The organism is Paenibacillus taichungensis (assembly GCF_047302525.1).
GTDB classification, from domain to species: Bacteria; Bacillota; Bacilli; order Paenibacillales; family Paenibacillaceae; genus Paenibacillus; species Paenibacillus taichungensis_B.
Window position 1 is genome coordinate 5,781,106 of record NZ_CP168020.1, and the last position, 14,368, is coordinate 5,795,473.

Genomic DNA, 14,368 nt, shown 5'->3' on the forward strand with positions numbered 1-14,368 from the left:
ATTATAATGATTGAACAATACAATAGTTTCTATTAAAATGATTACAAAAATCAATGATTCGAGGAGATACATATGGAAATCCGTCAAATGGAGAACTTTATCGTCGTTTGTGAGGAACTCCATTTCACACGTGCAGCAGATAAAATTGGCATTTCTCAACCTACCTTGAGCCAACAGATTCGAGCGCTGGAGGATGAGTTGGGCGTTCCCTTGTTCGACCGGGTAGGCAAAAAGATTGTGATGACCCAGGCGGGAACTTTGTTCCTTGAGCATTGTGTACAAATGGTTCGCCATTTACAGAATACCCAGGATGCGTTAGCTGAATTCCGCAATGATCAGCGAGGCAAGCTGGTGATCGGTGTCCTACCGTCCGATTTGGACTACCGTCTTACTCCATTGCTCGTTAACTTTCATGCCCGTTATCCCAAGGTGAAATTAAAGGTTGTTTCTTCGATTTATGTATTGAATCAAGTGCTGGATAACGAAGTAGACATCGGCATCGAGCTCACTTCCATTTCTGATGATCGTCTTGTCCGCATTCCTTTGTGCAGCGAAGAATACGTACTCGTCGTTTCTGAGAACCACGCTTGGGCTGAACGAAATGAGATTGGAATTAAGGAACTGCGCGATATTCAGACGGTGATGTTTCCGGAAGGATTCACAGGCAGAGAACTGGTTGATGGCTATTGCCGCAAATATGGCTTTACCTTGAATACGATCATGGAGACAAGCTCGGCAACCTCTATTATTAGTCTGGTCAAAGCTAACATTGGCGGAACAGTGCTGCCATATCCACTGATCAAGGCAATGAATGAACCAACACTACGCATCATCCGAATCACGGACGATGCCCCTTACCGTCACTTTGAGATCATTCATCGGTCCGACCGTTACCTGACCCAATCTGCCAAAGCATTTATTGAGAAAACTATTGATTATTTTAATCAAGGATAAGTTCAGTGGGAGAGTGACTTGAATGCAAATAAAAGAGGTTAACTTGTTCACAGATCAAATGGAGGCCATGAAGCAGTTTTACGGTACGTTATTGGAGTTGGAGCTACTGGAGGAAAGTACATCGTCCATATCGTTCCACACAGGAAATTCGATCCTTTCATTTCAGCAAGCTTCTGGTCAGGAAAAGCCCTTCTATCATGTCGCATTTACGATTCCGACAAACCAACTCGCTGAAGCCAAGAAGTGGGTTCAAGATCGAAACATCTCTTTGCTTTCCAAGGACGATAAAGATGAGTTCTATTTTCCCTACTGGGATGCAACAGCTTTCTATTTCTATGACCCGAGTGGTAATTTGATGGAGTTCATCGCTCACCATTCGTTGGATAATGCAGCCGAAGAAACCTTTGATTCTAGGCAGCTGCTATGCATTAGCGAGATCGGCCTGCCTGTCGATGATGTACCCGATACCATAAGCAAAATGAATGGACAGTATCACCTTCAACCCTTTGCCGGAGACGGAAAACAATTTGCCCCGATCGGTGACGCAGGAGGCATGTTTATTGTAATCGACAAAGAGATGCCCTGGTTCCCAGACGGGCGTATGCCTGGTGTATTTGCCACTGAGGTAAAGGTTGCAACTGGACAGACTGGGAGCATTTCGTTGCAGAATGGTTTGTACTCTATTGATTCCAATTAAATTGGAGAGTCGTGTGCTGTGATTCCCCCTACATTCAACTGAAAAGTTTTGCTTACTTATCACAGAGGACAATGCCTTTATATTTAGATGTTCTGGACACAAATTTAATTATTCGTGCATAGCAAAAAGGGTCCTAATGACTGTTAGTCATCAGGACCCTTTATTTAAATATTATGATTTAACAACGTTGTCAGGTGTAAAAAATCTCGAAACAGTCTGGAACCACCAGAAGATACTATTAAAGAAAATTAGGAACTATTTCGCAAAACTTATATCATCCTTGTTCCCTCATACCTCCTTCACCGTTTAGATTTAAACCCGTATTTTTTCGCATTCCATGCGACGAACATAGCCAAAATTAACAAAACAAATCCTACCCACGGGAATGAAGACACCCCTGCCGTATTCAGTAATATTCCACCTGCGGCACCACCGCAAGCAATAGCAAAATTCCATGTCGTTGAACTTAACGACAATGCGATATCTACGGCCTGATCATCCACGGCTTCAGCAATTGCAGTCTGTAACAATGATGCTGCACCACCGAATACAAATCCCCACAGAATGATAGCAACATAAATGCCTACCGGTAAGTTGCTACTGATACCAAATAAAAGGGTAACTAAAATAAAAGCTATTAAACTCCCAAGTACTAATGGACGCAAGTAACGATCGATTAACCTACCTATTAAAAAGGTACTCACGATCGAAGCAATACCATATATGAGCAATATGAATTCGATTTGATTGAAGCCAAAGGAAGCTAGCAATGGAGAAATATAGGTATAGAGTATATTGTGAGCCGTCATCCAAGCCAAAACGACAAACAATACGGAACGTACTCCAGGTGTTCTGAAAACACTCCAAACCGAAACTGAACTTTTATCAGACTGCCCTGGAAAATCAGGCAATTTCCATAAAATCCATCCTATTAGAACAGCAGCGACCAAGGACACAACTCCAAATAAACTGCGCCAACCAATAAAAGAACTAAGAAATGTTCCGAGAGGTAAACCAAAGGTCAATGCAATGGGGATACCCATCATAGCGATAGACACCGCACGGCCTTTTAGTTTCTCTGATACCATACGTCTGGCATATCCTGTAAGCATTCCCCATACAACGCCAGCAGCTACACCTGCAAATAAGCGAGCAACCAGAGTTAATATAAAGACAGATGATATGGCCGTGATCGTGTTAAAAACCAAGAACGTGCAAACGGTCAGTAATAGAAGTGACCGACGTCCCCAATTTCGAGTTGCTATGATGATGGGGACAGCCCCCACGACCGAACCGATCGCATAAAAAGTGGTCAATTGACCAGCCATACTTTGTGAAACACCGAGCCCTTGGCTTAGTTGAGGCAACAACCCGGCTGGCAGTATCTCCGATAGCAACGCTAGAAAACCTGTCATTGCCAAAGCCAGCAGTCCCGCTAATGGAAGACGATTGGCGGCATTTGCATTTGTGTTCATTGTTTCCTCCTGAATACTGTTTTTTAAACGAATGTCCGCTTAAACCGCTTATTGCTGCTCTAGACGAATCGAATCGGATGCACCCAGCTTTTCGGCGAACCAGGATAATGTGCGATGCCATGCATCCTGAGCTGCTAAAGGATGATAGCTCTGTCGTTCATTACAGAAGAAACCGTGATCGGCTTCCGGATAATAGTAAATGGCATGTTCGACGTTAGCTATTTCCAACGCTTTATCTACTTGCTCAACGACTTCCTTGGGAATCCCTCGATCCATTCCACCAAAGAAGCCGAGGACAGGCACCTTGATCTGGTTCGTTCTGTTCACGGGCGCAACCGGAAATGGAGGAGTTTGAGCCGTCAGTCCTCCACCGTAATAGACGACGGACGTTGTGATCCTGTCGGAGAAATGGCTAGCAGTTAGATAGGAGAGCATGCCTCCCATACAGTAACCGATGACACCGACTCTTGTTTCGTCTGCGCCTTTTAAATCGAGAATATAGTCGAGGACAGCCTGGAGGTCACCCATCGTTCTCTCCTCTGTCAGCGGCTCTCGGGCCTGGGCTGTTGCCGGATATTCCTTATAGCCGAAGGTTTGCCACACTCCCGTACGATAATATAAATCGGGTGACACGACGACATAGCCTTGTGCGGCGAACCGACGGCAAACATCCTGAATGTGGCTGTTCAAGCCAAATGCCTCTTGAATTAAAAGAATGCAGGGTGATTAGAATTTGAAACTCCTTTCGGTCTGACGATGAACAAAGGAATCTCTGCAGGAGATCCGTCAGTGGTATCCCGCTTGGCGATGACTTTTTCTGTTTCTACTTCAGTAGGTAATATCATGAACAACACACTCCTTTTTTCAGTAAACCCTTTATTTCAATTGCGAAAGGGTATTGAAATCTTTCTCGCTGAGCGTAATACCTGCTGCCGCGATATTCTCCTCCAAATGCGATAGGGTCGAAGTTCCCGGAATCGGCAGCATAACCGGTGAACGTTTTAACAGCCAGGCAAGCGCGAGTTGAGCGGGCTTCATGTTGAGTCGTATGGCCATTTCATCAAGCGGGCTTCCTTCACGCGCAAGAGTGCCCGTCGCCAGGGGGAACCAGGGAATGAAGGCGATGCCGTTCGCTTCCGCGTATTCAAGCACCGGCTCCGAATCACGTTTCACCAGGTTATACAAATTTTGCACGGAAGCGATTGGTGTGATTTTCTCCGATGCTTTCAACTGGTCCACCGTGACTTCACTGAGGCCGATATGCCGTATTTTCCCTTCTTCCTTCAGAAGCACAAGCTCTCCAAGCTGTTCTTCGAGCGGTACTTTTGGATCGATTCGATGCAGCTGCATGAGGTCGATACGCTCGAGACCAAGATGACGTAGGCTTAGTTCGACCTGTTGACGTATGTATTCGGGACGCCCAACCGGGAGCCATTCGTCCGGGCCCGGACGCGTGAGGCCAGCCTTTGTGGCGATCGCGAGATCTTCCTTGTATGGATGAAGAGCCTGTTTGATCAATTGTTCGGAGACGGAGGGGCCATAGGAATCGGCGGTATCGATGAATGTGACGCCTAGCTCTACCGCTCGCCGCAGAACACGTAGGGCCCCTCCGGATCGGCGGGATCTCCCCAGACTCCGGGGCCTGTCAATTGCATGGACCCGTAGCCTAACCGATTGACTTGAAGATCCTTTCCTATTTTTATGTTGCCGGAAGCGACTGCCGTAATTTGTTGCTCTGACATTTCAATTCCTCCTTTTTTTTAAGATCTTCTCCATCTTGGATAGTACGGTTTCTTGCAAGATCCGGAAAACCCTATCAACACTGACCATCCGCGACTCCTGCTATTAACCTCCGAAAATCATCCATACTCCGTTGATGTGCCAGAGCAGCTCAAATTTGCTCCAACGATCTCATAACACTTAGACACTTGTCAAAGTATCTCATTGAGATTTATTTTTGTCAAGTTGTTCTATTAATTTCAATTTGATTAACAATGTATAGCTGCACTCTAATATTGCAGACTTCCTCAAACGAACGCAAAAACCCCCTCATGGAACATGAGGGGGTTTAGATAAATATACAGTTTTGAATTCCATCGGCGCGTTTCATTCAATTCGCATCGATTTCCGAGAGTCTATCCAGATAGGTACGGAGAGTATCGGATTGCAGAACGAGATTCTTAAACTTGCCCTCGCGTATGACATGAATTAATCCTGCCGTCTCCAACTCTTTAATATGGTGAGACATGGTCGGTGCGCTTACGTTATGGTTATTTTGAAGTATACTGCAGGCAAGAGGGTCTTTGGAAGCGCCGATTTCTTTAAGCATCTGATAGCGTCTCGGCTCGGCTAGAGCGCGGGAAATTAAGGTGAACTGATGATCTGATAATTCAGTCATGAAAATGTCGCTCCTTTCTTGTGAATTCGTCTGGTGAAAGGTTACCACAATTATAGCACATTTCAAACTTCCCAAAACAATCGATAGCGGTTCTCTACGCTTGAGGGCGAAACGAGGCAATCAGTGAAGCACGATTCGATTAGCACAAAATTAGAAAGGTGGTTTAGTTTGGTAGTCGGAACATATCATCTATAGAAATGCTATGACCTGTTGATATGATCATTCATAATTATGTATTGTACATAAAACAATAGCTGCTTACGCAGGAAAGTCTACGTGCAGCTTCAACCTCTTCATTTTTGCATAATGTAAAATTCCCATTAACAATAATCACTATCTCTATACCTTATCTTCGTGACTTAAGAAAGAATATCGGTTTCGCCGGTAGCATTCTCACTAGTCTTAAAAAGAGCATAATTTTAGCAAGTCAGACACCTAAAAGATAAAGAAAATCTGCAATCATTTTGGGTCTCATATTCGAACTTGTAATTTCCGAATACGTCTTATTCCTCCCCTACAGTTAAAATTGTTACCCCCATTTTTTAAATTAAGAAAGTCCTGCTGACTTAGAGTCAACAGGACAAATAATCTTATCAGAAAGTGTTTAGTTTACTGGATACCAGCCTTTTTGATTGATTTATCAACCATAATGTTAACGTACAACAGCACAGTAAATAAACAATTATTACATGAACATTAGTAAGAATAAAAAAGTCCCGATGGTATCATCGGGACTTTTTTTCATTTCAGTGATTGAAGATTAAGACCTTACTCTACCGTTACGCTTTTCGCCAGGTTACGTGGTTTATCCACATCGTGACCCAGTGCTAGGGAAGCGTAGTATGCAAGCAATTGCAATGCTACAACGGACAGAGCCGGGCTGAGCAGTGGCAACGTCTTAGGAATCGCAAACGCTTGGTCAACGGATTTCAGCAATGGTGCTACGTGCTCTTCATACGTAATTGCCAGTACGTCTGCGCCACGTGCTTTCACTTCTTTGATGTTGCTCACGGTTTTCTCTAGAACGTTCTCCTGCGTTGCCAGAGCAATGACAGGGATACCGTCCTCGATCAATGCAAGCGTACCATGTTTCAACTCACCCGCAGCATACGCTTCGGAGTGAATATAAGAGATCTCTTTCAGTTTCAACGATCCTTCTTGTGCTACTGCATAATCCAGACCGCGGCCGATGAAGAAGAGATGTTCATGTTTGGAGATTTGTTCTGCATATCCTTTAATAGCTTCCGCTTGCTCCAGCATGGATTCAACTTGCTCAGGCAATGCTTGCATTGCTGCCAGCGTGTGAGCAATCTCTTCTGCTGTTTGTGTGCCACGAACTTGTGCAAGGTACAGACCCAGCAGGTTGAACGCGATCAATTGCGAAGTGTACGCTTTAGTGGAAGCTACAGCAATTTCCGGTCCTGCCAGTGTTGCAATCACATCGTCCGCATCACGTGCAATGGAGCTACCTACAACGTTAGTGATGGCGAGTACATGTGCACCATTTGACTGTGCTTCGCGCAGTGCAGCAAGTGTATCAGCCGTTTCACCGGATTGGCTCACCACGATCACAAGTGTATCTTTGCTTACGATCGGGGAACGATAGCGGTATTCGGAAGCAACATCTGTTTCTACCGGAATACGTACCAGTTGCTCAATTACAGTACGTCCAACCAGACCTGCATGGTACGCTGTACCACAAGCGATGATTTGAACGTTACGAATATTTTTAATTTGCTCTTCTGTCATTTTCAACTCAGGAAGTTGAACCTTTTTGCTTTCATTATCGATGCGACCCAGCATTGTATCACGATATGCTTTTGGTTGCTCATGAATTTCTTTCAGCATGAAGTGCTCGAATCCGCCTTTTTCTGCGGTTACAGCATCCCAATCGACACGAATCATTTCCCGAGAAATAAAGTTACCTTCAATCGTCATCAATTCGACAGCATCATGTGTCAATACAGCCATTTCACCATCATTCAGAATGTACACGTTACGTGTATGTTCCAGAATTGCCGGGATGTCGGAACCAATGAAGTTCTCGCCTTCACCAATACCAATAATCAATGGGCTTGCTTGACGCACAGCTACGAGTTTCTCAGGCTCATGCTCTGTCAATACACCCAGTGCGAATGCGCCACGCAACAACGTGATCACTTTTTGCACTGTTTTAACGATATCACCATTGTATTCACGTGCGATCAGGTGAGAAATAACCTCAGTATCTGTCTCGGAAGTGAACGTGTGACCTTGAGCCATCAATTCGTCCTTCAGATCCAGATAGTTCTCAATAATACCGTTATGCACAACTGAGAACTTCTGGCTTCCATCCGTGTGTGGATGAGAGTTCTCATCCGATGGTTTACCATGAGTTGCCCAACGTGTGTGTCCGATTCCGGCATTACCTACCAGTGGTGCACCATCCAGCTTAGCTTCAAGATTCGCAAGACGACCAAGAGCTTTCGTGATTTGCAGACCTTCTGGTGTGAATACCGCGATACCTGCAGAATCATAACCACGATACTCGAGTTTCTTCAATCCTTCGACCAATACCGATTGAGTGTTCTTATTACCAATATATCCAACAATACCGCACATAGTTTAGTTCCTCCGATTGTATATGAATACTGTGTCACGAAGAGAAACAAGCTGGCACGGCATATCGGAAAAATGAAAATGATTGCCTAACGTATCATGAATACTTTCAATTATTCAATTATCAATGATCAGAGCAGCCTCTTGCCGCCCCGCAGTCATAAGCTGTTATTAGATGCAATCATGAATGTACATCATTTTCCCGTCCGCGCACTGTTCACGCTCTTCGCGCACATTCATTTGAATTTTAGTTGACTCTTGCACCTACCGGCGCGTTGTGTGGACAGTCACCCATCCATTTTCCGCAATCCGGTTTACGGCTCTGGTGCATCACCGGGAGGTCCCCGCCGAACAATCCGAACACCTCCACCTCGTCAGCTTGATTGCCGTCGATCTTGCTCAGTAGCATCTTCATTGTTTCAAGATTCGTACCGATCAAAATCCTTCCCGCGCAACTTCAAGCTCTGGCGCTTGTGTAACTAGTACCTTACGATCCTCACTTTCTGTGTCTGAATGACGACTCCACTCATTATATGCACGTCAGGTTCATTTTGCAATGGAGCAAAGTACCTGTGACAATTTCGGCATATTTACCCACAATCCCGACCAGATAAACAGACCCATGGTCTCACTAGGCCGGGACGTAGGAATATGGGTTTGTATGGCATAACCCCTGTTAGATTAAACCTTATGAGACAGTGATTCCCTTGAAACAACCGTGTTTGGAAGGCCTATCGATCAGGTCCTATACCAGTTCTTTTTGCACAACATCTGCAATTTGAGATACGAATTGTTCAAGTTCATCCTTATCTGGTCCTTCCGCCATAACGCGGATCAGGGATTCGGTCCCGGACGCACGAACAAGTACACGTCCATTATCGCCCAGATGCTGCTCCACTGTAGCAATGGCTTGCTCAATCGCGGAATTGCCCTCGTATTTGCTCTTATCTTCAACACGCACGTTCACCAATACTTGTGGGTACTGGGTCATCAGCGCCTTAAGTTCACTCAGTTTTTTACCAGAAGCCTTCAGCGTGTCCACGAGCTGAATGGCTGTTAGCATGCCATCGCCTGTTGTATTGTAATCCAGGAAAATAACATGACCGGATTGCTCTCCACCCAGGTTGTAACCCCCACGGCGCATTTCTTCCATCACATAACGGTCACCCACGGCAGTCTTTGCTGTTTTCAGTGCCAGTTTCTCCGTTGCTTTGTAGAATCCGATGTTACTCATTACGGTAGATACCACGGTACTGTCTTTCAGCTTGCCTGCACGATTCATCGCATCACCACAGATGCACAGAATAAAGTCACCATCGACCTCAGCGCCTGTCTCATCAATAGCAATCAGTCGATCCGCATCCCCGTCAAAAGCAAGGCCCAGATCCGCATTATGTTTCAGCACCTCTTGTTTCAAATGCTCCGGGTGGGTTGATCCGCATTGCTCATTGATATTCAGGCCGTTAGGCTCAGCGCCAATGGCAATGACTTCTGCACCAAGTTCTCTGAACAATTTGGGTGCCAACTCATAAGCTGCTCCGTTAGCACAGTCCAGAACAATTTTGAGTCCTGAGAACGATTCATTTACCGTTGTTTTCAGGTAGTCCAAATAACGATAACGGGACTCTTCATCCACAATTACGGTTCCCAAACCACCACCCACAGGGCGCGGCAATTGATCCGTTTCTGCATCCATCAGTTCTTCGATCTGGTTCTCTGTCTCATCCGACAGTTTGAAGCCATCTCCCCCAAAAAATTTGATTCCGTTATCCTCAACCGGATTGTGGGAAGCCGAGATCATTACCCCTGCATCAGCTTTCAGCAGACGAGCAATATACGCCACTCCAGGAGTGGATACAACGCCCAGACGAATTACATCGGCGCCAATGGACAACAAACCTGCAACCAGTGCGGATTCCAGCATAAGCCCCGAGATTCGGGTATCCATACCGATAACCACTTTTGGTCTTTCCACACCACCTGCAAGCACATAACCACCACAACGTCCGATGCTGTAAGCCAGCTCCGCCGTTAACTCTTTATTGGCAACACCTCTTACGCCGTCTGTACCAAAATATTTCCCCATGATCTAACTCCTTCTATTCGCATCATATAAGAGCATAAACGTTATTTTTAAAATTCTGAACTGAACATTTTCTATTACGGATTGGAGCCACTATTACTGCTACCGCTGTTATTGGAGTTACCTCGACTGGTATTCCCCTGCTGGCTCTGCTCCTGATTGTCCGTATTCGATTCTGTTTCTTCTTCTCCAGGAGCAGTTTCGGTATCCCCATTCTCGACTTCGGCTGGCGAAGGATCAGGCCCCACCGTTCCTTCATCACTCGGCTCCTCGCCGGGAGCAACCGTCGTATCATCTGCCTTTTCGCTAATTTTGACGGTAGCGCTCAGATCAACTGATGACTCATCCAGTTTGGCAAAACGAGGCAAGTCAGCCTCAAGCTTTATTTCATGCGTACCTACCGCAAGTCCAGCAAGATCCGCAGTCAGCTTGATATCATCGCTACTTAGACCTTCAAGCATCGTTGAAGAACCTCTAAGCGTAATATTCAAGCCACCACTTTTGGGAGTAACCAGTGTCCCTTCCAGCCCGTTCCCCGCGCCAGTAAGCGTAATGGGTACGTTCGGAAAGACTTTGGTCGTCTCCTGAAGCTCATCATAAGGCGATACCGTCACCTTAAGCTGAATCGAACTAGGCTCGATTTTCTCAAAACCTGGAGGCGGCGTCAAGTCCACGTTAACTGTCGACGTTCCTGCCTCATCGAACTGAGTAAGATCAAGGGTTACTTGGTCGTAGGACTGTATACCCGCAAGCGCATCCTCTGTTCCGTAAACCGAGACTTCTTTCACGCTTGGCTCAACCGTGGAGAGCACCATTCCCTCCGGCAGCTGTCCCGAATATTTGATTCTTAAGGGCACAGTTGTATAGGGCTGACTGACCGGAATACGGACTTCAACGGTTTCTGGTGTAACAATCGCATTTTCAATGACCTTGCCTTCCGCATCATATGCCTGAAGCTTCACTTTTTTCTGCGTAACGTCGCCCTTCGCATCCTTCACGCTCACACTGCCCTGAACCTTCGCTACGGCGTCAAGCTGCCCTTCCGGCAGAGTTACCTTAACTGGACCTGAAGGTTCAACAACGGGCGTTCCAGCGTTATATCCGGCGGATGGTTCTCCTTCGGGTACAATATTCACATCGAAGGATTTGGTGCCCAATTTCTCCACGTTGACCGTAACCATGGAAGGCTCCATGCTGACTACCTCAACCCCGGAAGGCAGATCGGGTACTAGCGGTAACGTATTGGACCCATCCTTCACCTGACTAAGATCCACTAGCACTTTATAATCATCATTCGTAAAAATCGAAGTTAACATCGAACGCTGCCCTTTGATCTCCAGACGGACCTCGTCCGTACTTAATGAAGTAAGTACATAGGAGTTGCTGTCGAGTCCATAAGGCTGAACAGGCACAGTGCGCTCCACAACCTTATTGGTCGTCCCAGTCGAGATCGTTGGTGTAGTTGGTACTTCGTCCAGATGTATCATAAACCAGAGCAACAAACTCACCGCTAGGGCAAGAATCTTGGCAAAATTGTTGTTATTGAACCATTTATCCATTTTTACGTCCCCCCTTCCGTTTCCAGAAGGTAGTCCAACCATTCTTTTTAGTCAAATTTGATGTTGGACGGAGTTCTTCGTATAGTTTGGCAATCAGCGATTCTTCCTTAATATCACGAACAACCTGTCCATTCATCGCAAGCGACACTTGTCCTGTCTCCTCCGAAACAACCAAACAGATCGCATCCGCAACCTCGGTAATCCCGATAGCTGCACGGTGACGCGTTCCTAGCTCTTTGCTGATAAACGGATTCTCGGACAAAGGCAAATAACAGGCTGCCGCCGAAATCTGTTTGCCCTGTATGATGACGGCTCCATCATGGAGCGGTGTATTCGGAATAAAGATGTTAATCATCAGCTCTGAGCTGACCAGTGATTGCATCTGGATCCCGGACTCCGTGTAATCGTTCAGACCCGTTTCCCGTTCGAATACAACCAGTGCACCAATTTTTCGCCGTGACAAATAATTCACAGACTTAATAATCTCACCAATTAATACCGTTAATTCTTCATCACTTGCTGCTGCCGAACGCCCAAACAGCTTGCCACGACCCAATTGCTCCAGACCACGGCGCAGTTCCGGTTGAAAGATAATAAAGACCGCAACGACACCAAACGTAAACATCTGGTTCATCAGCCATTTGAGCGTATAGAGGTTTAGCCACGTACTTAATGCCCAGATCACCACAAGGAACAGAATACCTTTAAGCAACTGAACAGCACGGGTACCCCGCACAAGCAAAATCAATTTGTACATAATATAAGTAACGATCAATATATCGATAACGTCCTTAATGGACTCTTTCCACGTTAAGTCAGCAAAATAGTTCATAAGCCAGCCCCCGCTATCCCCATTGATGAGTAAACCCTGCTCTCATATTAACCCATTAGGATTTAATTAATCCTTTTCTCGCATTTGCATAATCCATTCAGGCTCGCCCTCAAGTACAAAAGTTGGCCAGGAAGGAGCACTCTGATCCAACCAACGTATAGACGAATAGAATCATTTCGATCTATATTTTGCTGATTGAAAAACGCTCTTTGGATTTATGCAAAAAGCTTATCTATATGTAGTAGTATGTTCTCTTTAGTATCTAGGTTATAACGTTAACGTTCAGGTTGCAAGTTACGGGAGTCACAAACTGCGCAGAAACAACACAAATCCCATAAATTACAAAGTCATTAGATAAAAAAAGAGTACCCCAGCAATCTGGAGGTACCCTGCTTGGTATATACCATTGAAGAATTTACCCTGTTTTAGCGATAAGCCACTTCATTTACCATATTGGTTATTTTGTACCAGAACCAGTCCAGCGCCTGATCAATACTTTTCACCTGACCGGAAATATGTGCCGTTGAAGCCTGATACAACTGTCCGTCGATGACCGTCAGATTGCCATTTACATCACCGTATACCTGAGCAGTTCCATTCTCTATCGTAAGATCGCCAGCAATGGACTTGCCCTCCGGAACAATAACCGTGTTTCCTTCAATCACGATCTGGTCCAGATTATTTCCCTTAACGACCATTTCGTTATTCTGATTCCAGAAATTCCAGGCGCTAAAGAGCATCACGACCAAAAAGAAGGCTGCCGCCGTCAGCGCGGGATGTCCTTTGACCCATTTGAGCCATACTTGCTGTCTCTTGGGCTGGGGCAGAGCATTCATAATTCGATTGGTCAGCTCATCCGAGGCAGACGGTGAATAGTGTTTCATGGCAAAGAGTAGCATTTCCGTCTGTTCCAACTCTTTAAAGCGCATGCGACAATCCGGACAGGTCACAAGGTGACTTTTCAGTTCAACCTTCTGGGCCGGGGACAACGACTCATCCAAACATTCATGCATTAAAGAGACGGCCGAGTTGCAATCCATATGAGAGCCAATCCTTTCTTAGATCACTTAGTCCTTGCATTGCCAAAAAGCACGCATAAGACTTGCATACATTACATACGTATCCGTTTCGGATATGTTTCAAATAATTTCGCCCAAAATACAGACGTTTTACATTCACAACTTATACTCCAGCTTTTTCCGCAAAAAATCACGACCCCGATGAACACGAGTCTTAATCGTTGTTACGGGCATACCTGTCACATCACTGATTTCCTGTAGCGACAAGTCCTGTAAATATCTCAAAATCATGACTGATTTATACTTGGCCGGCAAACTGTCAATCGCTTCACGTATAAGTGTCTGTGTCTCAGACAACAGTGCTTCGCTTTCTGGTGTACGATCATCACTTGGAAGCATCGCATAACCATCAGACCCTTCCTGATCATTCAGCTCCGCATCCAATGAATAAGAAGGTTTTTTCCGCCGTAAGCGGTCAATACACAGATTGGTTGCAATCCGGTATATCCAGGTTGAGAACTTCTGGTTCGGATCATACTTCTCCATATTGCGAAACACACGCAAAAACGTCTCCTGTACAACGTCTTCGGCTTCATGACGATTGTTCAGCATCCGGTATGCCAGATGAAACAGCTTGTCCTTGTATAACTCAACGATTTCTGCAAAGGCCCGCTGGTCACCCTTCAGTACCAGCTTAATAAGCCTGTTCTCCAAATTGTCCACCCTTATTCCCCCAGACATGCTGATGGGTCT

Annotated in this window: 14 protein-coding genes; 2 read left to right on the forward strand and 12 right to left on the reverse strand. The window is 45.6% G+C overall.

The features are described 5' to 3' along the window. Positions 1 to 72: 72 nt before the first annotated feature. Positions 73 to 954: a LysR family transcriptional regulator gene (locus ACDJ58_RS26170; RefSeq protein ID WP_413373755.1), complete on the forward strand. Its 882-nt coding sequence runs from the start codon at positions 73 to 75 to the stop codon at positions 952 to 954. Positions 955 to 976: 22 nt separating this feature from the next. Next, positions 977 to 1,651, forward strand: coding sequence for a VOC family protein (locus tag ACDJ58_RS26175; RefSeq protein ID WP_413373757.1), 675 nt, complete (start codon positions 977 to 979; stop codon positions 1,649 to 1,651). 299 nt (positions 1,652 to 1,950) lie between these two features. On the opposite strand, the gene ACDJ58_RS26180 is transcribed toward ACDJ58_RS26175, so the two are convergent. The 12 genes from ACDJ58_RS26180 to sigW all read right to left on the reverse strand — a co-directional run bounded on the left by ACDJ58_RS26180 (position 1,951) and on the right by sigW (position 14,338). Beyond that, entirely contained in the window at positions 1,951 to 3,126 is a 1,176-nt protein-coding gene (locus ACDJ58_RS26180; RefSeq protein ID WP_413373759.1) for an MFS transporter, read from the reverse strand. Positions 3,127 to 3,174: 48 nt separating this feature from the next. Continuing rightward, on the reverse strand, positions 3,175 to 3,816 hold the full coding sequence (locus ACDJ58_RS26185) for a dienelactone hydrolase family protein (protein ID WP_413373761.1): 642 nt from the start codon (positions 3,814 to 3,816) through the stop codon (positions 3,175 to 3,177). 17 nt (positions 3,817 to 3,833) lie between these two features. Beyond that, complete coding sequence (locus tag ACDJ58_RS26190; RefSeq protein ID WP_413373762.1) at positions 3,834 to 3,971, reverse strand: hypothetical protein; 138 nt, start codon at positions 3,969 to 3,971, stop codon at positions 3,834 to 3,836. Positions 3,972 to 4,002: 31 nt separating this feature from the next. Beyond that, entirely contained in the window at positions 4,003 to 4,776 is a 774-nt protein-coding gene (locus tag ACDJ58_RS26195) for an aldo/keto reductase (protein WP_413379841.1), read from the reverse strand. Further along, positions 4,704 to 4,868: a hypothetical protein gene (locus ACDJ58_RS26200; protein ID WP_413373764.1), complete on the reverse strand. Its 165-nt coding sequence runs from the start codon at positions 4,866 to 4,868 to the stop codon at positions 4,704 to 4,706. Before ACDJ58_RS26200 ends, ACDJ58_RS26195 begins: the two co-directional genes overlap by 73 nt. 368 nt (positions 4,869 to 5,236) lie before the next feature. Further along, complete coding sequence (locus ACDJ58_RS26205; protein ID WP_413373765.1) at positions 5,237 to 5,524, reverse strand: ArsR/SmtB family transcription factor; 288 nt, start codon at positions 5,522 to 5,524, stop codon at positions 5,237 to 5,239. A gap of 768 nt (positions 5,525 to 6,292) precedes the next feature. After that, positions 6,293 to 8,125, reverse strand: a complete 1,833-nt coding sequence (gene glmS / locus ACDJ58_RS26210) for a glutamine--fructose-6-phosphate transaminase (isomerizing) (protein WP_076291158.1) — start codon at positions 8,123 to 8,125, stop codon at positions 6,293 to 6,295. A gap of 742 nt (positions 8,126 to 8,867) precedes the next feature. Continuing rightward, the gene (gene glmM / locus ACDJ58_RS26215; RefSeq protein WP_413373767.1) at positions 8,868 to 10,208 is read right to left on the reverse strand and encodes a phosphoglucosamine mutase; all 1,341 of its coding nucleotides are present in this window, start codon (positions 10,206 to 10,208) and stop codon (positions 8,868 to 8,870) included. 74 nt (positions 10,209 to 10,282) lie between these two features. After that, positions 10,283 to 11,764: a YbbR-like domain-containing protein gene (locus ACDJ58_RS26220; protein ID WP_413373769.1), complete on the reverse strand. Its 1,482-nt coding sequence runs from the start codon at positions 11,762 to 11,764 to the stop codon at positions 10,283 to 10,285. Further along, complete coding sequence (gene cdaA / locus ACDJ58_RS26225) at positions 11,757 to 12,596, reverse strand: diadenylate cyclase CdaA (protein WP_063567044.1); 840 nt, start codon at positions 12,594 to 12,596, stop codon at positions 11,757 to 11,759. The genes ACDJ58_RS26220 and cdaA overlap by 8 nt, the downstream gene beginning before the upstream one ends. Positions 12,597 to 13,021: 425 nt before the next feature. Next, entirely contained in the window at positions 13,022 to 13,636 is a 615-nt protein-coding gene (locus ACDJ58_RS26230; RefSeq protein ID WP_062329949.1) for a zf-HC2 domain-containing protein, read from the reverse strand. Positions 13,637 to 13,771: 135 nt separating this feature from the next. Continuing rightward, positions 13,772 to 14,338 (reverse strand): RNA polymerase sigma factor SigW, encoded by a 567-nt coding sequence (sigW, locus tag ACDJ58_RS26235; RefSeq protein WP_036614044.1) that lies wholly within the window; start codon positions 14,336 to 14,338, stop codon positions 13,772 to 13,774. Positions 14,339 to 14,368 lie beyond the last annotated feature (30 nt).